We start from the raw sequence: 22,110 nt of genomic DNA, 5'->3' as shown, positions 1-22,110 counted from the left end.
GAGCCGAAGAACCCGCTTGATGGTTCCGACCCCGCTCTTCCATAGTGACGGACAGCAACCAAGCAGGACGCCACCTACCCAGAGGAGGGCACGCACTCATGCGCACTCTTTACGTCGTCACCCATCCGGAGGCGACGCACCACGTCGAGGGAGTCGTCGGCGGATGGCATGACTCACGGCTGACGCCCGCCGGTGTCCGTGCGGCGGTCTCCATCGCCCAGGCACTGCGATCCCGGATCCCGGACGGCGCCGAGGTGCAGCTGTTCTCCTCGGATCTCCAGCGCACCCGGCGGACGGCGGATGAGGTGGCCGAGGCGTTCGGCGTGAAACCGGTCCTGGATCGCAGGCTGCGGGAGAAGTCCTACGGCGAAGCGGAGGGAAGACCACAGCAGTGGCTCGACCAGCGCTTCATCCCACCGCCTGCCGCCGGGGAACGGATGGACCACGACGAGGGCGTGCGAGGCGCGGAGACCAAGGCGTCGTGGGCGCGGCGCATCTACGCCGCCATGGACGACATCCTGCGGAGCCCTTGCGAACACCAGATCATCGTGACCCACGGGGGCTCTCTGACATGTGTCGTGGCGTCCTGGATCAAGATGCCGATCGAGTCAGCAGGCTATGCCGGCTTCCGGGCGCCCTCCGGCAGCATCACCACACTGCGCGAAGACGACTTCTTCCACAACCGCCAGGTCGTCAGCCTCGGTGACACCCGCCATCTCGACTCCGCCCAGTCTCGCTGACCTCGGCCCGACCGCTCGCTTCGACGGCCCGACGCCCGTCCGGACGGCGGGCCGTCTCCCATGAACAAGCGCTACCGGCCGCCGGTCGGCAGGTCTCGGTTCTGGTGACCGGTCGTCGGGGTGGTTGTCGGGTGCCACTCGCGGCGCAGGAGGCCGAATACCCAGGAGTCGGAGACCTCGCCGTTGACGACACAGTCCTCGCGCAGGGTGCCCTCGCGGACGAAGCCCAGCTTCTCCAGAACCCGGGCGGACGCGGCGTTGCGGGTGTCGGTCTCGGCCTGGACGCGGTTCAGGCCCAGAGTGTCGAACGCCCATCGCAGGACGGCGTGCGCGGTTTCCGTGGCGTAGCCCTGCCCCCATGCGGCGGTGTCGAAGACATACCCCAGGGACGCGCTGCGGAAGTCCTGGTTCCAGTCGGTCAGGCCGCACCAGCCGATGAACGCACCGTCGCAGGCACGGTCGACGGCGACCCGGGCTCCCGTGCCCTCGACCTCGATCGTCCGGCAGTTCGCGAGGAAGCGCTGGGCGCGGGCCGGTTCGGTCCATGGTGGGGAGTCCCAGAAGCGCAGCACATGGGCGCTGCTGTGCAGCGCGTAGAGAGGCGCCGCGTCCGCGGAGGTGAACGGACGCAGTCTCAGGCGGGCGGTGTGGAGCTCGGGGGTGCGGAGTCCGTGGGTGCGGAGCGACATGCGGGCATCCTGCCGCGTCCCACCCGCCCCCGGCCATCCGTTTATCCGTCCTGGACGGCGGACGGACGGGACGCGGTGAACGCCGACTCGGGGCTGCAGTGCGAGGCGTGCAGCCGAGGTCCGTCGCCGACGGTTCGTCCGTGTCGGCCTTCCTGACCATCGGCCTTCTGGGCGTGGATCGCCCCAGGTCGGCCGCGCGGACCCAGGGGACCACCTTCCTACGAGGGCGACGACGTCCAACGGTTCACGGACGCCGGGATGTCTCACCATCGCGGTGCCGGTGGCGGTGGGGCGTCGTCGGTGTCCAGCGGTGGCCGGATCGGGCCCGGCGGGCGGTTGAGGGCCTCGCGTGCCCGGCGCGCGTGGACGTCGGTGCGGCGCGAGCCGGCAAGCACCGACCTGCCGATCGCGACCAGCCGGGCGAGCGGACCCATGACCCGTTTCATGATGATTCCCCGCATGTGAGCGCCGGTCCGAACGACCGGCTGTGGCTGACGGACGGTGGCCGTCGCTGTCGCCGACGACCTGGACGGGCGGGCGAGGCGCCGGACAGTGGGCCGGAGACCGCGGACCACGAGGGCGGCGCCCGGGTGACGGCGGGAGCGGTGCGTGGCGGCCTGCCGCGTCATCGACCCGGCTCGCATCGCCCGGCGCCCGGCCCTGATGGGGAGCGGCGGGCCGCCGATGCGGTCGGCCACTTGTCCCCGGCCCCCTCCCCGGCCCCGTACATCACCCATGCCGAAAATCGATCTCCCGTCCGAGGCGGGCTGGGCATCTCCGGCATGTGACTGCACAATGCACGAGCGTCCGGGTGCGGGCGGGGTCATCCAGGTGATGGGGGGAGCCGGGTGGGCGGCACGGGTGAGGGCGGCCAACTGCTGGGAGCCCAGGGGACGCCGGGGCGGACCGTGCCGGTGACCCGGCTGTCGGAGGAAGCCGTACGGCTGTTCCGCTGGGTGAGCGACCGGGGCCCCTGCGACGCGCGGACCCTGGGCGCCATCCTGGACCTCCCCGAGCAGCGGACGGCGGCGGCGCTGGCCCGGCTGACCGAACTGCTGCTGGTCCGGCCGCTGCCCGAGGACCCCGATCTCATCGTCGCCGTGGCGCCGGAAGCCGCCATCGCCGCCCTGGTCGCGCCGACCGAGGCGGGGCTGCGCCGCCAGCTCGCCGAGATCGAGCAACTGCGCGGTGAACTCGCGCTCCTGACGCCGTTCTACACCGAGGCGCAGCGCCGTCGGCAGGGACGTCTCCCGCTCACCGAGGTGACGGATCTGGACACCGTCGTCGGAATGATCACCGACGCGACGGTCCACTGCCGCCACGATGTGCGCACGTGTCACCCGGGCGGGGGACGGTCCCCGAGTCTGCTGGAGCAGGCGTACGTCCGTGACCGGGACATGCTGCGCCGGGGGGTGCGGATGCGCACGCTGTACCAGCACACCGCCCGCTATCACCTGCCCACGCAGGAGTACGCCCGGCGTATGACCGGCGAGGGCGCCGAGATCCGGACATTGAGCGAACTGTTCGGGCGGATGATCGCCTTCGACGCGGAGACCGTGTTCATCCCGCACCAGGGCGACCCCGACGCGGCCATCGTCATCCACGAGCCGTCCACGGTGGCGTATCTGTGCGCGGCGTTCGACCACGCCTGGTCGCTCGCCGAGCCCTACCAGCCCGCCTGGACGGAGAGTTCGGCCCGTGAGGAGGTCAAGCAGGCCATCGTGCGGCTGCTCGCGGAGGGAATGAAGGACGAGATGGTGGCCCGGCGGCTGGGCATGTCGCTGCGGACGTGCCGCAAGCACATCGCCGAGATCATGGAGCAACTGGGCGCGGCCAGCCGCTTTCAGGCCGGGTATCTGGCCCGGGTCCAGTCCTCCGGACCGGCCGCGCCCGTCTCCGGCGGGACCTGAGGGATGGGCTGCCGGGGAGTGGGGTGACGGTCGCGCCTGCCGGGTGCTGTCCGGTGCGGAGGGGGTTGTCTGGGAGTAGGGCGAGGACCTCAACTGCCGGGCGGTCTCCGGGACGGACTCCCGCCGCACCTGGCACCGCCCCGAGTACCCCCAGTACCCGAGCCTCCCCCCAGCCCGCCCAGCCCGCCCAGCCCGCCCAGCGCGATCGCGGGCCGCTGCCCGTGCTGCCGCCGCCCTCCGGGGAGACGACGGGACCTCGGCCGGAGGCCTCAGCACGGCGGCTCCGTTACGGACGACGGCCGCCGCACTGTCCGCCCCGCCTGCTGCTCGCGGGCGAACAGCAGGGTCAGCCAGGGGAGTTCGTAGCGTGTGGTCTCCTCGTCGGCCGCGCTGTGGGCCGTCACCTCGGGTGAGGGCGACGAGGGCGACGAGGGCGACGAAAGCGGCGAGGGGGGTGGGAGCGGCGGGGCCAGGACGCCTGTGTCGATGAGATGCTCCACGGCCCGCTGGGCGTCGCGGTGGCCCACGCCCAGCGCGCGGGCGGCATCGGCGAGGCCGAACGACGGGTCCGGCAGCGTCGCCAGGCCGCGCAGGGCGGTGCGGGCGGGGGAGGGGAGCCGGGTCCAGGTGTCGCGCAGGCGGGTACGCACCCCGTGACCGCCGGAGGCGAGTTCGTCCAGCGCCTGACCGGGGTCTTCGAGCCGGTCCGCGTACTGGCCGAGCGGCATGTGACGCAGCACCGACAGCCGGTTCCCGGCCGCGCGCAGCGCGAACGGCAGTGATCCGGTCGCGGCGGCGACGCGCAGGGCCGCGGAGCGGTCCACCGCGACCCGGCCCGGCCCGATGATGGCGCCCAGCAGACGCAGGGCCTCCTCGGGCGACAGCGGCGGGAGTTCGGTGCGGTGCGCCGGATCCAGCCAGGACAGGCGGCTGCGGGAGGTCACCAGGACGGCGGCGGGGCCCGCGGGCGGTAGCAGCGGGCCCAGGGTTGCCGCGTCGGTGGCGTCGTCCAGGAGCAGCAGGACCCGGCGTCCCGACAGCCAGGAGCGCCAGACGGCGGCGGCCTCCTCCCGGTCGGCGGGGAGCCGCTCGCCGCAGCCCAGGGAGCGGGCCAGTTCCGCCAGCACCGACGACCAGGGGCGGGGGGAGCCGTCCTCGGCGCGCAGCCGGGTGAGGACCACTCCGTCGGGGTGGCGCGCGGCGTACCGGTGGGCGAGGTGCACGGCGAGTGCTGTCTTGCCGGACCCGGCGGGGCCGCTGAGGAGCACCGGTGGGCCGCCCTCCTGGGCGAGCCGGGACCCGAGGGCGTCCCGTTCCCGCGCGCGTCCGGTGAAGTCGGCCAGGTCCGGCGGGAGCAGGCGCGTCGCCGCGGGGCGTCGGGCCGTCCGAGCTGGTGTCACCTCGTCCAGCAGGGAGCGGTACAGGCGCTGGAGGGCCGCGCCGGGTTCCATGCCCAGCTCGCGGGAGAGCTGCTGGCGGCAGTCGTCGTAGACGGCCAGCGCCTCCGATCTGCGGCCCACCCGGTGCAGCGCGGTGAGCTGGGCGGCACGCAGCCGTTCGCGCAGCGGATGCCGGCTCACCATCTCGCCGACCGTGTCGGCCACCGGTGCCGGTTCGCCCGACTCCAACTGGGCCTCCGCCCACGCCTCGTACACCGTCAGCCGCCGGGTGTGCAGCCGGTCGACGGCGGCGCGCAGCATTCCGGCATCGGCGGCGAGGTCGCTGAGCGGGTCGTGCCGCCACAGGTCGAGCGCCTGTCGGTACAGCCGGGCGGCGCGGCTCGGGGCGCCGCCGCGTGACTCGGTGTCGCCGGCGCGGGCGAGCTCCTCGAAGCGCAGGGTGTCGCACTCGGCCGAGGTGAGGTGCAGGACGTAGCCACCGGGGCCGTGGTGCAGCCTGCCGGGATCACCGGGGTCGAGCACGCGTCGCAGAGCCGAGACGTAGACCTGGAGGTTCTTGCGGGCGGTCCTCGGCGGGGCGTCCGGCCAGACGGCGTCGGTCAGTTCGGCGAAGGACACCGGTGCGTTGGGACGGGTGAGCAGCGCGGCGAGGACGAGCCGCTGCTTCAGCGGGCCGAGAGCCAGCGGCAGACCGTCGCGGTGGGCTTGCATCGGGCCGAGGAGGGAGAGGCGCAGCGGTTCGGCGGCGGCGCGTCTTTCCTCCGTGCCGTTCGGATTCGCTGGAAATCCTTGCGCGGATCTCTCGGTCAGAGTGTCGGACATTCTTCCTTCAGCCCTTTCCCCAGCCCGTGTCGTCGGAGTTCGGGGAAAGGGCGGGAATTCTGTGCACGAGAGCCTCCGTGAGGGGGGTCGGGGAGAATCTGCGAGCTTTCTTGAAATCCAGAGGGGATTCCGCGCGGAATTCCTTTGAGTTCGCTCAGCATGCCCAGCCGCGAGGGGCGGGGCCATGGCCGCGTGGATGGATCAAGATGCATGCAGCAACGCACCCGCCGGGAGAAAAGCCGCAGAGATGGGTGAAGGTGAGCTAACGGTATGCCGGTGGCGAATGCCCCCGGGGAGGGTGAAGGCTCCCGGGTGCGGAGGGGGTGCGGCCCGGCGAAGCCGTACGGCCCGCCCCGGCCGATCCGGCGCCCCGAGGAAGGCATCCCCCTCCGGTCGATCCGGCGCCCTCAGGAGGGCAGCGTGCCGACTGATCCGGCGCCCCCAGGAGGGCAGCTCTCCGGCCGATCCCGTGCCCCCAGGAGGGCAGCCCTCCGGCCGATCCCGCGCCTCCAAAGGCGCATCGCTCCGACTGATCCGGCGCCCCCAAGAGGACAGCGCAGCCCACCTACCGGTCCGGCGCCCGGGGAGGCCAGCGCCCCGACCGATCCGCCTCCCCCCGGCCCCCCCCGCGAGGGCAGCCCACCTACCATTCCCCAACCCACCCCCAACCGCCCCCCAACCGCTCCCGAACCCCCGCGCGGCACGCTGGCACCGCATGTCCAGGGGAGCGGCGGAGGTGACCGGATGAGGCTTGCCGAGATCATCGGGCTGCGGCCGGTACCGGCCGCCGGACTGTTCGTCACCCTCACCAGACGCTGCCCCCTCAGCTGCGCCCACTGCTCCACCTCCTCGGGACCGCGCGGCGAGGACGTCCCGGCTCGGGCGCTGCGCGGCTTCGTCGGCGGCTTCACGGCGCGGGACCGTCCCGAGGTCCTCATGCTCACCGGCGGCGAACCCCTGCTACGGCCCGCCCTGGTCGGTGAACTGGCCGGCCTCGCCCGCACGGCCGGAACCCGGGTATCGGTGCTGAGCGGCATGTTCTTCGCCAGAGGGGGAGAAGTGCCCCGCCAGATCATGCGCGCGCTGCGCGACGTCGACCACTTCTCGGCGAGCATCGACGCCTTCCACGAACGGGAGGTCCCACGCGCCGCCACGTTCCGCGCCGTGCACCGCATCATGGACAGCGGAATCGACGTGAGCTTCCACGTCGTGGGTGACACGCCCGACGATCCTTATGTCGCGGACGTCACCGGGGCCATCCGGACCGAATTCCGCGACCGGGCGGCGATGCTCGTCAACCATGTCCGCCCGGTGGGCCGCGCGGCCGGCTGGGCCCACGCGCGGACCGCCGGGCCGCCGGACGAGCGCCCCGCACCCTGCCCGATGGCCGCCTGGCCGGTCGTCGCCTTCGACGGGACGGTGGTGGCCTGCTGCAACCAGCGCGTGGTGGACGCCCGCCCGGTCCCGGACCATCTGCGGCTGGGACACATCGCCGAGGACGACTGGCCGCGGATACGGCGCCGCTGCCAGGACTCGCCCGTACTGCGCACCGTCCGTACCGCCGGAGTCGGTTCCTGCGCCCGCTGCCGTGACCTCGCCCGGCGGCCCGCCGCGCTGGAAGCCGCCCGGCGCGGCGGCGCACGCCCCGCCGCCGGGGCCGTCGACGCGCTCGCGGCCCGCCTCCAGCGGGAGGCCGGACCCGAGGCACTCGTCAAGCGCTACGGGAGCGAGCGGTACGCGCCCCTGGTGCTCCTCGGCGAGCCACCCGACGCCGGGACGGAGACCCGCGCATGACGCCCTCGGCCGCCACCGGCCTGCGCCTCGAACTGTCCCTCGTCCAGCCCGTGCTGCGGACCGCCGCGGCCGGCATATGGCGCTCGGACGCCGGACTGGGCGACCGCTACCGGCGCTATCTGCGCACCATGCACCAGGTGATCCGGGCCTCCGTCCCGCTGATGGAACGCGCCGCCGAACGCTGCGAGGCGCTGCCCCCGGACCCCGTGGCGTCGCCCCTCGCCCGCTATCTGCGCGCCCACGCCGAGGAGGAACGCGGCCACGACGACTGGCTCCTCGCCGACGCCGCGGTGACCGGGATGGCGCCGGGCGAACTGACCGGCCCCGGCCCCCCGGCGCATGTCGCCGCGCTGGTGGGCGCCCAGTACTACTGGATCGAGCACGGTCATCCGGTGGCCCTGCTCGGATACATCGCCGTACTGGAGGGCAACGCCCCCGCGCCGGGGCTCGCCGACCGGCTGGCGCGGGAGACCGGACTGCCGCGGACCGCCTTCGACACCGTACGCCTGCACGCCGGTCTCGACGGCGGGCACCGCGACGACCTCGACCGGCTGCTGGGCGGACTGCCGCTGGACGAGGCACAGCGCTCGGCGGTCTCCGTCAGCGCCCTCTACACGGTCGCCGCCCTCGCCGCACTGTTCGACCGCATCGCCGAGGCACCCGCCGCACCGGACAGCCCGTCAGGAGAGCCCCGATGAATGACCGCCCGCACCCCCACGACCCCCTCCGCGCGCTGGAGGACGCCGGGTTCCCGCTGCACAGCCTGTCCCCCGAGCAGCGGGAGGTGCTCCACGCCCTCGACCCGGAGGAGCTGACCCTGCTGCTCGGGCTGAAGGAGCGGCTGGACGCCGCCGAGCCGGAGGTGCAGGCGCACAGCGAGATCGCGGGCGGAGCGCTGTTCTGATGTCCGTCCCCGCCCCGGTGAGGTGCCCCCGGTGCCCGGACCCGCCCCCGGACGGCTCGGCCTTCTGCCCCCGGTGCGGCACCGCCTGCGTGCCCGCCGCCGACACCGCGGCGGCCGAGGAGCGCCGCGTCGTCACCGTCCTCTTCTGCGACCTGGTCGGCTCCACCGCCCTGTCCGGCAGACTCGACCCGGAGACCCTGCGCACCGTCACCCTGCGCTACTTCGCCCTGATGCGGGCCCGTATCGAGGAGCACGGCGGCACGGTGGAGAAGTTCATCGGCGACGCCGTGATGGCCGTCTTCGGCATCCCCGCCCGCCACGAGGACGACGCCCGCCGCGCCCTGGCCGCCGCCCACGGGATGATCACCGCCCTCGACGGCCTCAACGCCGATCTGGAACAGCGGCACGGGGTCCGGCTGGCCGTCCGTATCGGGGTGAACACCGGCGAGGTCGTGGCCTCCGTCGACCCGGCCGCCCGCCAGACCCTGGTCTCCGGCGAGGTCGTCAACATCGCCGCCCGGCTGGAGCAGCACGCGGGCGCCGGAGAGATCCTCGCCGGACCGGCGACAGTGGACGCCGCCGGCCCCTCCGCCGTCACCGAACCCGCCGGGGCCCTCTCCCTCAAGGGCGTCCGGACACCCCTGCCCGCGCACCGCCTGCTCACCCTGCACGAGGACGACCCCGAACGGGTACGCCGCTTCGACACCCCCTTCATCGGACGCGGCCCGGAACTCGCCGAACTCCGCCTCCTGCTGCGCAAACTGGCCGCCGACCCCGCCTCGCACCTGGTCACGGTCTACGGCGAGGCCGGACTCGGCAAGACCCGCCTGCTGCGCGAATGGCTGCGGGACTGCCCGGCCTACGGCGAGGGCCGATGCCGCCCCTACGGCGAGAGCGGTACCCTCGCCGCGCTCGCCGAGGCCGTACGCCATCTCCTGGCCGCCGTCGGGGAGGACGCCGGGCTCGACGCGCTGCCGGAGCCCGAGCGGACCGAGGCACGCCAGGCGCTGCGCCTGCTGCGGGCGGGCCTGCTCCGCGACGGCACCCCCAGCCCCTCGGTGGACGACACCGTCATGGCCCTGGCCGCACTCCTGGACGGGCTGTCCCGTGAGCGGCCCCTCGTCCTCGTCCTGGACGACTGCCACTGGGCGGCCGAGCCGCTGCTCGACCTGACCGCCCGGCTGCTGGACGAACTCGACCGCTCACCCGTCGCCCTGGTGTGCGCCGCCCGCCCCGAACTGCTGGAGACCCGGCCCGGCTGGGGCAGCGGACGCATGCGGTCCGCGTCGCTGACGCTGGCACCCCTCTCCCGGGCGGAGGCGACGGCGCTGGCCGGGGGACTGGTCGAGGTCACCGCCCACCGGCAGGACGTCCTGGACGGCGTGCTGGAGCGGGCGGAGGGAAATCCGCTCTTCCTGGAGCACCTGACCGCGATGGCCGCGATGGCCGCCGAGGGCGACGCACTGCCACCCACCGTGCACGCCCTGCTCGGCGCCCGCATCGACGCACTGCCCGCCGAGGAGCGGACCCTGCTGCAACTCGCCGCGGTCCTGGGACGCGAGTTCCACCGCGCAGACCTCGCCGGACTGGCCGCTGCCCGCGACCCCGCCGACCCGCCACCGGGGAGCTCCGCGACAACCACGGACGGTACGGCGACGGCGGACCATACACCGATCGCGGACGGTACGGCAGCCGCGGCCGGGCTGCTGCGCGGGCTCGCGCGGCGACGCCTCATCGAGGCCGGGGGCCGTACCCTCACCGCGAGCACCGTGTTCCGGTTCGGCAGCGCCCTGGTGCAGGAGATCGCCTACCAGGGAATGGCGAAGAAGGTCCGCGCCCGGCGCCACCGCCGGGCCGCCGAGGTCCTCGCCCGGCACGCGGCGGGCGACGCCGCGGTCGGCACCCACCTCGCACGGGCCCACCGCCTCCTCACGGAACTCGGCCTGCGCGACGAGGACGACGACGCGCTGCGCGCCCGCGCCGCCCTCCTCCTCACCCGGGCCGGAACCGCCGCCCTCGCCCGCTCCGACCTGCCCTGGGCCGACGACCTCCTCACCCAGGCCCTCGCCCTCGCCGCACCCGGCGAGCCCACCGCCGTCGAGGCCGCCCGCCGCCTCGGCGAGACCAAGGTCGCCCGCGGCGAACCGCAGCGCGGCCGGGAACTCCTCGCCGGTGCCCGCGACAGCGCGGCCCACCGGGGCGACGACCTCGCCGCCGCCCACGCCCAACTCGCCCTGACCGCCCTCGACCCCCGGCACGGCCGTGCCGCCGAGGTCGCCGAGACCGCCCTCCCGCTGTTCACGGCGGCGGACGACGACCAGGGCATCGCCCGCGCCTGCGTCCGGATCGCCCAGGACCGCCAGCGGCGCGGTAGGCACGGCGAGGCCGGGACACTCCTGGGGCGTGCCCTGCGCCACGCCGACCGGGCCGGGGCCGAACCGGAACGGGCCCTCGCGCTCGGCGCGATGGGCATCACCCTGTGGCGGGGACCCACCCCCGTGGACGAGGCCCTCGACCGCTGCGAGGAACTGCTCACCGCGCACGGAGCCGGACGGCCCACCGTCCGGGCCACCCTCGGCTGCCCGCTGGCCGTGCTGCTCGCCCTGCACGGCCGGGACGCCGAGGCCCGCGAACGGCTGGACGAGGCCGGACGGCTCGCCCGGAGCCTCGGCTACGCGGAGAGCGCCCTGTTCGTCCCGCTGTTCGCCGCCGAGGTCGCCGCCCTCACCGAGGCACCCGACCGCGCCCTCGCGCTCCTGGACGAGGCCGCACGCGCGGGCCGCGCACTCGGCGTCACCGGAGCACTGCCCGGCATCGCCCGCGAAAGGGCCCGGCTGCTGCTGGACGGCGGAGATCCGTCCGGCGCGCTCGCCCTGCCCGACCCCCGGGGCGCCGGCCTGGGACCGGCCGAGTCGGCCGACGCGTACGGCCTGCGGGCCAGGGCCCACGCCCTGACCGGACGGCCGGACACCGCCCGCGACTGCGCCGACCGGGCCACCACCGCCGCCGGTGACACCGACTCCCCCCTCGTCCGAGGCACCGCCGCCCTCGACCTCGCCGAGGTGCTGCGCACGCTCGGCCTGCCCGGCGAGGCGGCCCGCCGGGCGCGGGCGGCCCAGCGGCTGTTCACCACCAAGGGCCACCGGCCGGGCAGGGACCGCGCGGCCCGGTTCGCCGAGGAGTCGGAGTCCGCGAGCCGCATGGCCGGGTCCGGTGACGGTGGTGGGGGCGTGTGGCTTTCGCCCGCGTCCGGTGACGGTGGTGACGATGGTGGGGCCGTGAAGCCCTCTGCCGGATCCGGCGACGCCGGTGGGGCCGTGGGACTCTCTGCCGGATCCGGCCCTTTCGCCGGGCCCGGCGACGGCACCGGCGTCGGTGACGCCACCGGACCCGGGCCCGCCGAAGAAGCCACCGCAACCGCCGACCGGAAGGCCCTGTCCGGCGGCGACGACGACAGTGCGTCCGCCGCCCGGACCACGCGACGCCCGGCCGGGCGGGAAGGCAGGGCCGTATGAAAGGCGCGACGGCGGGACTCACCTGGAGTCTGCGCGACCGCACCCCCGAAGACCTCGTACTGGACGCCGACACCGTGCCGGACCTGCCCACCGACCCCTGGGCGTGGTCGGACGGCACCGGCGTCCGGGTCTGCGTGGTCGACACCGGAGTCGAGCACGGACACCCCCTGGTGGGCGCCGTCCAGGGCTCCTTCGAAGTGGCGCCCGGACCCGACGGCACCCCGCAGGTCGTCGACAGCGGCCCGCCGTCCGACGGCACCGGCGACGGATGCGGACACGGCACGGCCTGCGCCGGGATCGTCCGGCGCGTCGCACCGGGCTGCGCCCTCTACAGCGTGCGGGTGCTGGGGGAGGGCTTCACCGGAACCGGCGACGCCCTGCTCACCGGGCTGCGCTGGGCCGTCGACCAGGGCTTCGACGTGGTCAACCTCAGCCTGTCCACCACCCGCCCGCAGTTCCTCGACGCCCTGCGCGCCCTGGCCGACCAGGCGTTCTTCACCGGGACCACCCTGGTGGCGTCGGCGCACAACACGCCCGTGGAGAGCTTCCCGTGGCGGTTCTCGTCGGTCATCTCCGTCGGCAGCCACCGCGAGGACGACCCCGCCCTGTTCCTCTACAACCCCGAGCCGCCCGTGGAGTTCTTCGCCCCCGGGCAGAACGTCCAGGTGGCCTGGGTGGGCGGCAGGACCATCAGAACCACCGGCAACAGCTTCGCCACGCCCTTCGTCAGCGGGCTGTGCGCCCGGCTGCTCGGCAGCCGCCCCAGACTCACCCCGTTCCAGATCAAGCACGCGCTCTATCTCTCCGCCGCGAACGTCCGTATCGGCGCCACAGGAACCCGAGGTGCATCATGACCCAGTCCCACGGCCTCGTCCCCGGCACGGCCACGGGCCCCGCGACGCGGGCCGGCAGCGCCGAGCACGATCTGCTCCAGTCCGTCGTGGAGACGGCTCGCGCCATCTTCGGCGCCGCGGCGAGTTCCGTGCTGCTCCACGACCAGGACGCCGGTGAACTGGTCTTCCAGGCCGTGTCGGGCGAGGGCGAGGAGTCCCTCGTGGGGTCCCGGTTCCCGGCGGGGCGGGGGCTCGCGGGCTGGGTGCTGGTCTCCGGCGAGCCGATGGTCGCGGACGATCTGAGGGAGCAGGGCATGTTCGCCCGGGATGTCGCCGAGTCCACGGGCTATGTGCCGGACGCGCTCATGGCGGCCCCCCTGGCGCACCGCGACCGGGTCCTGGGGGTGCTGGAGGTCCTCGACCCCGTGGCGCAGTCCCGCTCCAGCCTGTCCGAACTCGATCTGCTCGCGCTCTTCGCCCGCCAGGCCGCCGCCGCGCTCGCCGTCGTCACCGAACGGCGCCGGGAAGAGCCGTCGGCGGCGGTCCGCGCCCGGAGCCTGGAACTGGTCGCCGCGCTGCGGGATGTCCTGCTCGACGCGGAGACACCGCCCGCGAGTTGAAGACGCGGGGTCGGAGTACCCCGGCGGCACCCTCACCTCCCGACCGGCGGGAGGGGCCGCCGGAGAGGCGGAACGCCCTGCGCGACGGGCACGCCCCGCCCCGGGGAACGCGGCGGGACGGGGGCGTGCCGCGGCCTCGCGACGATGTCCTGCCCGACGCGGAGCCGCCGCCACGCGGCTGGACCTGGCGCTACGGCTGGCGCGAACCCCCACCTGCCCCAGGGGCTGCCGACAGCAAGCCATCGCACCTCCGGCCGACTCCACGACCCCCCCGAACCCACCTCCTCCCGGGGCTGCCGACAGCAAGCCAGCGCCTCACCGGCCAACCCCACGAAACTCACCCCCTCCCACAAACCCACCCCCCGAACCCACCTCCTCCCGGGGCTGCTGACAGCAAGCCATCGCACCACCGGCCCACCCCACGAAACCCACCCCCTCCCACAAACCCACCCACCCCCCAACCCACCACCAACGAATCAGCGTGCCGCCACCTCCACCGCGTCAGCGGCACGGCTCTCGCTCTTGCTCCCCGCCAGCAGACCGCCCACCTCCACCGCGCGGGCCCGCAGCCCCGGGTCCCGGGCGGCGTCGCCGACGGCGGCCCGCAGCACGGCGGCGGGAGCCCCCGGCGCCGGGAGACGCCGGGCGACACCGGCCCGCAGACACGCCGCGGCCAGCACCTGCTGCTCGGAGCCGTTCGGGGCGACCAGCAGCGGCTTGCCGTGCAGGAGCGCGCCCAGCACGGGAGCGGACGTCGCATTGGTGAGCACCAGGTCCGCCCGTTCGACCAGCGGCGCCATCCATGGACGGCGTCCGGTCACCATGTCGGCGCCCGGGGCGGCCTCGGACGGACCCGACCGGCCCAGCTCCACCACGGCCCGGTGCCCGCCCCCGGCGAACGCGGTGTTCAGCCGGGGCCACAGGCTGCCGCCGCCGAAGGTACGGCCGAGATGCACGTACACCAGCGGCCCCCCGCCCGGCGGCACCGGCACGGCGCCGGGCTCCGGCTCGGGCTCCCACCAGCAAGGGCCCACATGCCGTACCGGCGCGGGCAGTTCGGTGTCCGGTACCTCCAGGACGGGATGCCCGCGCAGCAGGAACGCTGTGCCCAGCAGCGGCGCGTCGGGGAACCGGTCGCGCCGGGGCGGCAGTCCGGCGGCGTCGCGCAGCGCCTCGTAGTGCTCCAGCGTGCCGGCCAGCCGCCACGACCGGTCGTGCGCGTCGGCCGGGACCGCCCCGGCGCGGTACGGCCACAGATGGGCCGTCAGCCCGAGCACCACCACCGGCAGATCCGCCGCCTCCGCGGCCAGCAGCGCCCCGTGGCACAGTACGGACGTCACCAGGACGTCGGGCCGCAGCCGCCGGATCTCCCGCCCCACCAGGGTGTACTGCTCAAGACCGCGTACCGTCCAGTGGCCCACCGACAGCGCGGTCGCGTCCGGGACGGCCGACATCGCCAGACCCGCCTCCCTGACCACCGCCGCCGCCCTCGCCCCCGCGAGGACATCGATCCGGTGGGCGCGGCGGCGCAGCTCCCGGCCGAGCGCCAGGGCCGGATACAGGTACCCCGGGTCGCTCAGCGGGCACAACAGCACGTTCATGCCGGGCCGCTCCTCAGATCGAGCCCCAGATCTGGCCCTAGATCCAGCCCTAGATCCAGCCCCAGATCGAGCCCCAGATGGTGGCCGAAGAACGCCATGACGTCCGCGTACAGGCCCGCGCTGCGCGACACCCCCCGGGTGCCGTGGCCCACGCCGCGCTCGGTGCGCAGCACCACCGGCCCGCCGCCGGGATCGGCCCACTGGAGGGCCGCGCACATCTTCCGGGCGTGCGCCGGATCCACCCGCGAGTCGCCGTCGAACACGGCCAGCAGCACGGCCGGGTAGCGCACCCCCGCACGCACCCGGTGGTAGGGGGAGTACGCCAGCAGCCGCGCGAACTCGGCGGGATCGTCCGCGCTGCCGTACTCGTCGCGCCAGCTCGGCCCCATCCCCGACCGCTCGTAGCGCACCATGTCCAGCAGCGGCGCGGCGCACACCACCGCCGCGTAGGTCCCCGGCCGCCGGGTCAGCGCGGCACCGGCCAGCAGCCCGCCGTTGGAACTGCCGAGGACACCGAGCAGACCGGGCCCGGTCCATCCCCCGGCGAGCAACTGGTCGGCCGCGGCGTCGAAGTCGTCGAAGGTGTTGGGCTTGTGCTCCCGGCGCCCGGCCCGGTGCCATGCCGCGCCCTCCTCCCCGCCGCCGCGCACACAGGCCACCGCGTAGACGCCGCCCGCCCGCACCCACGGCACCGCCTGCGGGGTGAACCCGGGGGTCATCGACGCGCCGAAACCGCCGTACCCGGTGAGCACAGCGGGACGGGGCCGGTCCGCGCGGCCCGTGGGGGACATCACGAACATGCGCACCTCGGTGCCGTCCCGCGACCGCAGCACCTCCTGGGTGACGGTCACGCCCTCGGCGTACGACACGGCGGGCGGCCCGCCCGGCCAGGTGCCGAGACGGCCGGTGACCGCGTCGTAGTGCAGGACGACGGTGCGGGTGAGGTGGTCGGTGTAGGCGAACCATGCCTCGTGACCGGGCTCCGGACGTACCGTCAGACCGGTCACCGTGCCCTGACCGGGCAGCGGCACCCGTCCCGCCGGGTTGCCGGTCCCGGCGTCGTGCAGGGAGACCTCGGCGACCGCGTGCCGGGTCCGCACGGTCAGCAGCAGCGGACGCGGCAGTGCCGGGCCGTCCAGGATCGCGAAGTCCTCCAGCACGGTGTCCGGCTGCTCGGCGACCAGTGTCCGCCACCGGTCCGGGGAGGCGGTGGCGCCGTCGCGCGGGGCGGCGGCGATCCGGCCGCGCTCGGCACCCGCGGTCGTCCTGAGCAGCAGCGGCCCGCCGCCCGGCCGCAGCCGTGGCACCGTGCGGGCGTCGGCATCCTGCTGGAAGGGGCGCAGCCGGACCGGCTCCGTGGTGAGGTCGGCGGTCCACAGGTCGGTGCGCGGCGCGGTGCCGTCGCTGGCACCGACGACCAGCAGCCCGCCGTCCCGGGCGGTCGCCACCGTGTAGTACTGGGTCTGCGGCCGTCCGGCGCCGAAGATCTCCGCGTCCGTGTCCGCCGGGGCGCCGACCCGGTGCAGATACACCCGCCGGTGCCGGCCCTCGGGCAGTCTGCGGACGTAGTAGAAGCTCCGGCCGCCGGGCAGCCACGCCACCGGCGAGCGCCGCACCCGGTCCACCGGGCCGTCCACGACCTCGCCGGTCACCGCGTCGAGGACCCGCAGCAGGGACTGCTCGGTCCCCCCGTACGACACCTGTACGGCGACCAGATCGCCCTCCCACGACGGTGCGAACGCGTCGATGACCGTCCCCCCGGACGGGTCGTCCGCCCCCGGGTCGAGCAGCACCCTGACCCGGCCGCCCTCCCGCACGGCGAGCACCGCGAGGTCCTGCCCCGGCTCCCGGCGCAGATGGAACTCCCGCCGCCCGCGCGGCACCGGCACGGCGGCCCCGCCGCCCGCCAGCAGCTCCGTCATCCGCGCCAGCAGCGCCTCCCGGTGCGGCCAGCGGTCCCGCTCCCGCCCGTAGCGCAGATCCTGCGCCTCGCTCCAGCGGACCGTGGCCGGGTCCGCCGCGTCCTCCAGCCAGCGGTACGGGTCCGCCACCAGCCGACCGTGGATGCTCTCCACCGGCCCGCTGCGGGGGGCCGACGGCAGCCCGTCGAGGGGCGGCCCGGCATCGCGGGGCGGGGACATCGTCATACGGCACTCACTCCAGGAGACGGACGCGTCCGCGAGGACGGGGAGTCGGGGGGAGAACGGGGGAGGACGGGGAGCCGTACGGGACGTGGGCCTACGGGCCCGAGGGCGCCGCCCAGCGGGTCACCGGGCGCCGCCCAACTGGTCACCGGGCCCGGTCAGGGACCGCCCGTCTTCTTGCCGGGCGCGCGGACCAGGCCCGCCGGACCGCCGGTGTCGCGCTGGGGGGCGACCGGATCCGGGCCGCCGTCGGTGTCCGGGTGGCCGGTGTGGTCGTGGCCGTCGGTGTCCCGGCCGCCGGTACGGTCGTGGCCGTCGGCGTCCCGGCCGCCGATACGGTCGTCGCCGTCCGTGTCCCGGCCGCCGGTGTCGTCGTCGCCGTCCGTGTCCATGTCGAGGGCGGTCTCCCGCAGCAGCGGCACCGACGACAGCACCGTCACCACGGCCGCGGTGCCCGCCAGCGCCAGCCAGGTGCGCCCGGCGCCCAGCGAGTCCACGAACAGACCGGCCAGGACCGGCCCGAGCGAGGCGAGCCCGGCCATCAGCAGCCCGGTCGCGGTACTGACCCGGCCCAGAAGGTCCCGGGGTGCCAGCACCAGCACCGCGCGGGCGACCACGATGCCCGCCGGCGGGCTGAAGAAGACGACCACGACCAGCACGGGACCGATCGTCCAGGGATCGGACGTGGTGGAGAACACGGCCAGCCCCAGCGCCCACACGGCCCCGATGAGCAGGAACAGCCGGGACGCCGGGATCGCCCTGATCAGCCGGGCCGCCGCCGCCGCGCCGAGGAGCGCGCCGACCCCCGCGCACGCCATCACCGCCCCGATCGCCGTCCCGCCCGCCCCGCTCTGGCGCAGGGAGACCACCATCGTCGTCTGGGCCGCGGCGGACACGACATTGATGCCCGCGGCGAAGAACAGCGCCGCCAGCAGCGCACGCTGCCGGGTGAGCCACCGCAGCCCGGCGGTGAGCCGGTTGTCGCGCCCGGCACCGGCGCCCTCCGGCGCGGGGCGGCTCGCGATCCGCAGCAGCAACAGCGCGGACACCGCGTAGGAGGCCGCGTCGACCGCGAACGGCAGGATCGGGTCCACCGTGAACAGCCAGCCGCCGACGAAGGGGCCGATCAGCGAACTCGACGCCACCGCGGCCTGGCTGCGGCTCAGCGCCTCGGTCAGATCCCGCTCCGGTACCACGTCCCGCACCGCGATCGTGGCCGCGGGTGCGAACAGCGCGCTCGCCGCGCCCTCCACCACCGCCACCAGCAGCAGTTGGGTCTGCCCCAGGTGCCCGAGCCCCGCCGCGACCGGGATGCCGGCCAGCGCCACCAGCCGCACCAGATCGCAGCCGACCATGATCAGGCGCCGGTCCAGCCGGTCGGCCAGCTGCCCCGCGGGCAGTCGCAGCAGCGTCCGGGTCACCAGTGAGCAGGTGGCGACCGTGCCCGCCTGCGCCGCGCTCCCGCCGATCGACAGCACCAGCAGCGGGAAGGCCAGCAGCGACAACTGGCTGCCGAAGGTCGACAGCGTCGTGCTGAGCCAGTAGCGGCGGAAGTCGGCGTTGCTCCGCAGGACGCCGGAGCCCTTGGGAGTCCGCGGCACACCGGAGCCCTTGGCGGCGCGCGGCACGCCGGAACCCTTCGCGGCGCGCGGTGCGTCCGGGCTCGTCATCCCAGCCGTCCGGCGGTGGCCAGGCAGTCCAGCACCCCGGCGTCCACCCGGTCCTGGAACGAGGCGCGCACCGCCGCCTCCTCGTCGTAGCGGTAGTGGTCGTGGCAGCTCACCCAGCGGCCTTCGGTCCGCTCCGCCGGGAGATAGCCGTCGGTGACCGTGCCGACCTCCATGCCGGGCTTTCCGGCCGTCTCCCAGCAACTGGCCAGGACACCGTCGGCGTTGACGACGGCCCCGTAGCGGCCGTCGGCGAACGAGCACGCCTGGCAGGGGACGTGGGCGCGCGGGCGGGACACCGAGAAGCCCAGTTCCAGGGCGCGGGCGTGCCAGCGGACGAAGTCCGCGACGAGACCGTCCTCGTGCAGCAGATGGTTGGCGTAGCCGACACCGACATCGCCGACCCGGGCGAAGTGGATACCGCAGCGCGCCGGATCGAGCCGGTCCCCGAGCCGCTCGACCAACTCGTCCATGCCGTGCCGGTTCAGGTGCGAGACATTGACCCGCAGCATCCAGCGCAGGGACGTGGTCTCGATGGCCCGCGCGATGTTGGCCACGATGACATCGAAGGTGCCGCCGCCGGAGCGCCGGATGCGGATGGTGTCGTGCTCGGCGCGGTCGCCGTCGAAGGTGACCTGGACCGAGCCGAGTCCCGCCGCGTTGAGTTCCTTGGCGATCAGGGGGGTGAGCAGGGTGCCGTTGGAGGTCATCGACGCGGTGAGCGCGCCCAGTTCCCCGGCCCGGGTGAGCAGATCGCGGCAGCCGCGCGGGTTGAGCAGCGGCTCACCGCCGAACAGCAGCAGCGACAGCCGGTCCATCCCCGCCGCCTCCATCCGCGTCCGGGTGAAGTCCACCACCTGCCCGACGGCCTCCGGTGTCAGCCGGGCGTGCCGGATGCGCGGCGGCCGGTTCCCGCCGCGCGGGTCCTGCGCGGTGTTCTGGAAGCAGTAACCGCACCCCAGATTGCAGTCGGTACTGGTCAGCACGGTGAGGGAGTAGGAGGTGTAGGGCCGTACGTCGTACAGTCCCGCCTCCCGCAGATAGCGTTCCGCCGACGGTCGCAGGGTGCCGTCCGGGCCGACCTGGCCGGGCCGCATCAGCGCGTATCCGCCGCCGCCCAGGAACCACCACCCCCGCTCGGCGCGGATCAGTCGGGCCCCGGCGGCGGGGATGCTGACGGACTGCGTACCGGACACGGCAACCTCCGGGTCGGGGCGAGGGTGAGGGGTGAGGGGTGAGGGTCAGAGTGAGGGCGAAGGTGGGGGCGAGGCGGGGATCGGGAGGAGGCTGCCGGACGGCGGGCGCCCCGGCCGCGGTGGATGGATCCGTGCACCGCGACCGGGGAGCACCGGCCCGCTGACCGGACCAGGCGTGGGGGTGCCGGTCAGAGGCTGTGCTCCTGGTGGACACCGCACCACGGGGTGTCCTCGCCCTCCTCGGAGTGGGCGACCACCTCGGGCTCGTCGACCGACTCCTGGTGCACGCCGCACCAGGCGACGTTCGACGCGGAGTGCGCGACGACCTCGGGGGTCTCCTCCGCGGGGGTCTCGGTGGTCTCCTCGTTGGGCTCGATGTTCTCGGCCATGCTGGTCCTCCAAGAGACGGGCGATCGGGACGACGGGCGACGGCACTGCGCCGACCGGCAGGACGCTAGAAGCAGCGGGTTCGGCACCGGTTGTCCGCCGGTTCGCCGCCGGTTGTCCTCCGGTGAACCCCGCTGGTGGGCGCGGCGGGCACGGCCGGGTTCCGCGGCACGGGGCGGGCCCCGGACGGGGAATCCACGGCACGGGGTGGGCCCCGGCCGGATTCCAGGGCACGAGGCGGGGTTCCGGCCGGGTTCCACGGCACAGGGCGGGCCCCGGCCGGATTCCACGGCACTGGACTGGCCCCCGCCGCCACCCCGCCCCACGCGCCGCCGCCCCCCGCCGGGGGACCCCGGCAGCCGCATACCGGAAACGCACCGCCGCCGAACTGCCCCGCAACCGGCCCCGTCTACGGTGACCGCCGCCCGCCCCGCCCCCGCGAGAGGACGCCCGCGCATGGACACCGAACCCACCGCACCGGCCGGGGCCGCAGCCGCCCGGGTCGGCCCGCAGAGGCTGCCGGAGCCGCTGGGGGAGGAGTTCCTGGCCCGGCCCGGCGAGACGCTGGCCCGCTTCCGCGAGAGCTGCCCGGTGGCCCGGGTCAGGACCCCCGCGGGGCGGCCCGCCTGGCTGGTGACCCGCGCGGAGGATGTGCGCGCGGGCTTCCTCGACGCCCGCCTCTCCCTCAGCGGCGGCCGGGTACCCGACCCCACCCGGCGCCGGCGGGCCCTCGATGTCACCCTGGTCAACTACGACCCGCCCGACCACACCCGGATCCGCCGCCTGGCGACCCCCGCCCTGACCCCGGCCCGGATGGCGGCCCACCGGCGGCGCATCGAGCAGGCCGCCGCCGACCTCCTCGACGCCGCCGACGCGTCCCGGGACGGCGGCCCGGTCGAGTTGATGGACGCCTTCGCCCGCCCCCTCGCCTTCCTCTCCCTGTGCGAGGTCTTCGGCGTCCGCGAGGAGGAACGCGCCGCGCTGTACGAGCCGGTGGCCCGCCTCGCCGACAAGGCGGCCTGCACGCCGCGCGCCGTCGAGGACAGCGTCGCCCGCATCGACGCCTTCGTCCGCGCCGAGATGACCCGCCGCACCGCCGCGCCCGGCGAGGATCTGATCTCCCGCACCCTGGCCGAGTGGCGCACCCAGGGCGGTGCCACCGAGGACGAGGTGGCGTCGCTGCTGGCGATGCTGCTGCTGGCGGGCTTCGACAGCACGGTGCAGGCGATCGGCATGAGCACCGTCGCCCTGCTGGAACACCCCCGCGTCCAGCAGCGGTTGCGCGAGGAACCGGCCCGCATCCCGCGCGCCGTCGACGAACTGCTGCGCTGGGACACCCCGGGCCCCTTCGCCACCAAGCGGGTCGCGCTGGACGACATCCGCATCGGCGACACCCTCGTCCCGGCGGGCAGCGGCGTCCTCCTCTCGGTGGCCGCGGCCAACCACGACCCCCGCTGCCACGCCGACCCCGAGACCCTGGACCCGGGCCGCCGCACCGCGGGCCGCCATCTGACCTTCGGACTGGGCCCCCACTACTGCCCCGGGTCGGCGCTGGCCCGCCTGGAACTGACGGTGGCCCTGACCGCGCTCCTCGCCCACTGGCACCGGCTGACCCCCGCCGTACCCCTGGCCGAACTGACCTGGAGCGGCGGCTACCTGCACCGCCGCCTGACGGCGCTGCCGATACTGCCGGGCGCTCCGCGATAGGGGGCGGGACGAGACGACTGCCAGGGGCCCGCGTCCTACGGCAGGGGCAGGACGAGCGGGCCGGGACGACGACGGACCCCGCCCGAGCCGCGAGGCGCCGGAAACGCCAGGACGGCCTGCCTCGGAGGCGTCCCGAAGTGGATCTCCGCGTCCCGAAGCGGACCGCTCAACCAGGCCGCCA

17 protein-coding genes are annotated in these 22,110 nt (G+C 75.0%); 9 read left to right on the top strand and 8 right to left on the bottom strand.

The annotated features are described in order from the left end of the window. Positions 1-98 precede the first annotated feature (98 nt). A complete protein-coding gene (locus ABZX40_RS30250; RefSeq protein WP_355735640.1) occupies positions 99-740 on the top strand; it encodes a histidine phosphatase family protein in 642 nt (213 codons plus the stop codon). A gap of 71 nt (positions 741-811) precedes the next feature. Here ABZX40_RS30250 and ABZX40_RS30245 read toward each other — a convergent pair whose 3' ends face one another. Next, positions 812-1,429, bottom strand: coding sequence for a GNAT family protein (locus ABZX40_RS30245; protein ID WP_355735643.1), 618 nt, complete (start codon positions 1,427-1,429; stop codon positions 812-814). 263 nt (positions 1,430-1,692) lie between these two features. Then, positions 1,693-1,875: a hypothetical protein gene (locus tag ABZX40_RS30240; protein WP_355735646.1), complete on the bottom strand. Its 183-nt coding sequence runs from the start codon at positions 1,873-1,875 to the stop codon at positions 1,693-1,695. A 402-nt stretch (positions 1,876-2,277) separates the two neighbouring features. On the opposite strand from ABZX40_RS30240, the gene ABZX40_RS30235 reads away from it, so the two are divergent. Next, positions 2,278-3,339 carry a LuxR C-terminal-related transcriptional regulator gene (locus tag ABZX40_RS30235; protein WP_355735649.1) on the top strand — a complete coding sequence of 354 codons (1,062 nt, stop codon included), beginning with the start codon at positions 2,278-2,280 and terminating at the stop codon, positions 3,337-3,339. Positions 3,340-3,608: 269 nt separating this feature from the next. On the opposite strand, the gene ABZX40_RS30230 is transcribed toward ABZX40_RS30235, so the two are convergent. Next, the gene (locus tag ABZX40_RS30230) at positions 3,609-5,561 is read right to left on the bottom strand and encodes a BTAD domain-containing putative transcriptional regulator (protein WP_355735652.1); all 1,953 of its coding nucleotides are present in this window, start codon (positions 5,559-5,561) and stop codon (positions 3,609-3,611) included. Between the two features lie 744 nt (positions 5,562-6,305). Here ABZX40_RS30230 and ABZX40_RS30225 point away from each other — a divergent pair. The 6 genes from ABZX40_RS30225 to ABZX40_RS30200 all read left to right on the top strand — a co-directional run bounded on the left by ABZX40_RS30225 (position 6,306) and on the right by ABZX40_RS30200 (position 13,227). Next, on the top strand, positions 6,306-7,355 hold the full coding sequence (locus ABZX40_RS30225) for a radical SAM/SPASM domain-containing protein (protein WP_355735655.1): 1,050 nt from the start codon (positions 6,306-6,308) through the stop codon (positions 7,353-7,355). Continuing rightward, complete coding sequence (locus ABZX40_RS30220) at positions 7,352-8,053, top strand: iron-containing redox enzyme family protein (protein ID WP_355735658.1); 702 nt, start codon at positions 7,352-7,354, stop codon at positions 8,051-8,053. Before ABZX40_RS30225 ends, ABZX40_RS30220 begins: the two co-directional genes overlap by 4 nt. Further along, on the top strand, positions 8,050-8,259 hold the full coding sequence (locus ABZX40_RS30215; protein ID WP_355735661.1) for an aroma-sacti cluster domain-containing protein: 210 nt from the start codon (positions 8,050-8,052) through the stop codon (positions 8,257-8,259). The genes ABZX40_RS30220 and ABZX40_RS30215 overlap by 4 nt, the downstream gene beginning before the upstream one ends. Positions 8,260-8,348: 89 nt before the next feature. Further along, positions 8,349-11,774, top strand: coding sequence for an adenylate/guanylate cyclase domain-containing protein (locus ABZX40_RS30210; RefSeq protein ID WP_355735664.1), 3,426 nt, complete (start codon positions 8,349-8,351; stop codon positions 11,772-11,774). Continuing rightward, positions 11,771-12,628 (top strand): S8 family serine peptidase, encoded by an 858-nt coding sequence (locus ABZX40_RS30205; protein WP_355735667.1) that lies wholly within the window; start codon positions 11,771-11,773, stop codon positions 12,626-12,628. The genes ABZX40_RS30210 and ABZX40_RS30205 overlap by 4 nt, the downstream gene beginning before the upstream one ends. After that, the gene (locus ABZX40_RS30200; protein ID WP_355735670.1) at positions 12,625-13,227 is read left to right on the top strand and encodes a GAF domain-containing protein; all 603 of its coding nucleotides are present in this window, start codon (positions 12,625-12,627) and stop codon (positions 13,225-13,227) included. The genes ABZX40_RS30205 and ABZX40_RS30200 overlap by 4 nt, the downstream gene beginning before the upstream one ends. A 476-nt stretch (positions 13,228-13,703) precedes the next feature. Here ABZX40_RS30200 and ABZX40_RS30195 read toward each other — a convergent pair whose 3' ends face one another. The 5 genes from ABZX40_RS30195 to ABZX40_RS30175 all read right to left on the bottom strand — a co-directional run bounded on the left by ABZX40_RS30195 (position 13,704) and on the right by ABZX40_RS30175 (position 20,224). After that, entirely contained in the window at positions 13,704-14,828 is a 1,125-nt protein-coding gene (locus ABZX40_RS30195) for a glycosyltransferase (RefSeq protein ID WP_355735673.1), read from the bottom strand. Further along, positions 14,825-16,975, bottom strand: coding sequence for a prolyl oligopeptidase family serine peptidase (locus tag ABZX40_RS30190; RefSeq protein WP_355735675.1), 2,151 nt, complete (start codon positions 16,973-16,975; stop codon positions 14,825-14,827). Before ABZX40_RS30190 ends, ABZX40_RS30195 begins: the two co-directional genes overlap by 4 nt. A 155-nt stretch (positions 16,976-17,130) precedes the next feature. After that, on the bottom strand, positions 17,131-18,642 hold the full coding sequence (locus tag ABZX40_RS30185) for an MFS transporter (protein ID WP_355735677.1): 1,512 nt from the start codon (positions 18,640-18,642) through the stop codon (positions 17,131-17,133). After that, on the bottom strand, positions 18,639-19,835 hold the full coding sequence (locus ABZX40_RS30180; RefSeq protein ID WP_355735680.1) for a radical SAM protein: 1,197 nt from the start codon (positions 19,833-19,835) through the stop codon (positions 18,639-18,641). Before ABZX40_RS30180 ends, ABZX40_RS30185 begins: the two co-directional genes overlap by 4 nt. Positions 19,836-20,023: 188 nt before the next feature. Then, the gene (locus ABZX40_RS30175; RefSeq protein ID WP_355735682.1) at positions 20,024-20,224 is read right to left on the bottom strand and encodes a hypothetical protein; all 201 of its coding nucleotides are present in this window, start codon (positions 20,222-20,224) and stop codon (positions 20,024-20,026) included. A gap of 454 nt (positions 20,225-20,678) precedes the next feature. Between ABZX40_RS30175 and ABZX40_RS30170 the strand changes: the two genes are divergently transcribed. Next, the gene (locus ABZX40_RS30170; RefSeq protein WP_355735685.1) at positions 20,679-21,929 is read left to right on the top strand and encodes a cytochrome P450; all 1,251 of its coding nucleotides are present in this window, start codon (positions 20,679-20,681) and stop codon (positions 21,927-21,929) included. Positions 21,930-22,110 lie beyond the last annotated feature (181 nt).

It is taken from the genome of Streptomyces sp. NPDC004610, assembly GCF_040609715.1.
Lineage (GTDB): Bacteria > Actinomycetota > Actinomycetes > Streptomycetales > Streptomycetaceae > Streptomyces.
This window is presented reverse-complemented; position numbering and strand designations above follow the sequence as displayed.

What these genes read in the sequence shown, in the direction of transcription:
- ABZX40_RS30250 (WP_355735640.1), top strand. Translation starts at nt 99, where the DNA reads ATGCGCACTCTTTACGTCGTCACCCATCCGGAGGCGACGCACCACGTC.
- ABZX40_RS30245 (WP_355735643.1), bottom strand. Translation starts at nt 1,429, where the DNA reads ATGTCGCTCCGCACCCACGGACTCCGCACCCCCGAGCTCCACACCGCC.
- ABZX40_RS30240 (WP_355735646.1), bottom strand. Translation starts at nt 1,875, where the DNA reads ATGAAACGGGTCATGGGTCCGCTCGCCCGGCTGGTCGCGATCGGCAGG.
- ABZX40_RS30230 (WP_355735652.1), bottom strand. Translation starts at nt 5,561, where the DNA reads ATGTCCGACACTCTGACCGAGAGATCCGCGCAAGGATTTCCAGCGAAT.
- ABZX40_RS30225 (WP_355735655.1), top strand. Translation starts at nt 6,306, where the DNA reads ATGAGGCTTGCCGAGATCATCGGGCTGCGGCCGGTACCGGCCGCCGGA.
- ABZX40_RS30220 (WP_355735658.1), top strand. Translation starts at nt 7,352, where the DNA reads ATGACGCCCTCGGCCGCCACCGGCCTGCGCCTCGAACTGTCCCTCGTC.
- ABZX40_RS30215 (WP_355735661.1), top strand. Translation starts at nt 8,050, where the DNA reads ATGAATGACCGCCCGCACCCCCACGACCCCCTCCGCGCGCTGGAGGAC.
- ABZX40_RS30205 (WP_355735667.1), top strand. Translation starts at nt 11,771, where the DNA reads ATGAAAGGCGCGACGGCGGGACTCACCTGGAGTCTGCGCGACCGCACC.
- ABZX40_RS30200 (WP_355735670.1), top strand. Translation starts at nt 12,625, where the DNA reads ATGACCCAGTCCCACGGCCTCGTCCCCGGCACGGCCACGGGCCCCGCG.
- ABZX40_RS30195 (WP_355735673.1), bottom strand. Translation starts at nt 14,828, where the DNA reads ATGAACGTGCTGTTGTGCCCGCTGAGCGACCCGGGGTACCTGTATCCG.
- ABZX40_RS30190 (WP_355735675.1), bottom strand. Translation starts at nt 16,975, where the DNA reads ATGACGATGTCCCCGCCCCGCGATGCCGGGCCGCCCCTCGACGGGCTG.
- ABZX40_RS30185 (WP_355735677.1), bottom strand. Translation starts at nt 18,642, where the DNA reads ATGACGAGCCCGGACGCACCGCGCGCCGCGAAGGGTTCCGGCGTGCCG.
- ABZX40_RS30175 (WP_355735682.1), bottom strand. Translation starts at nt 20,224, where the DNA reads ATGGCCGAGAACATCGAGCCCAACGAGGAGACCACCGAGACCCCCGCG.
- ABZX40_RS30170 (WP_355735685.1), top strand. Translation starts at nt 20,679, where the DNA reads ATGGACACCGAACCCACCGCACCGGCCGGGGCCGCAGCCGCCCGGGTC.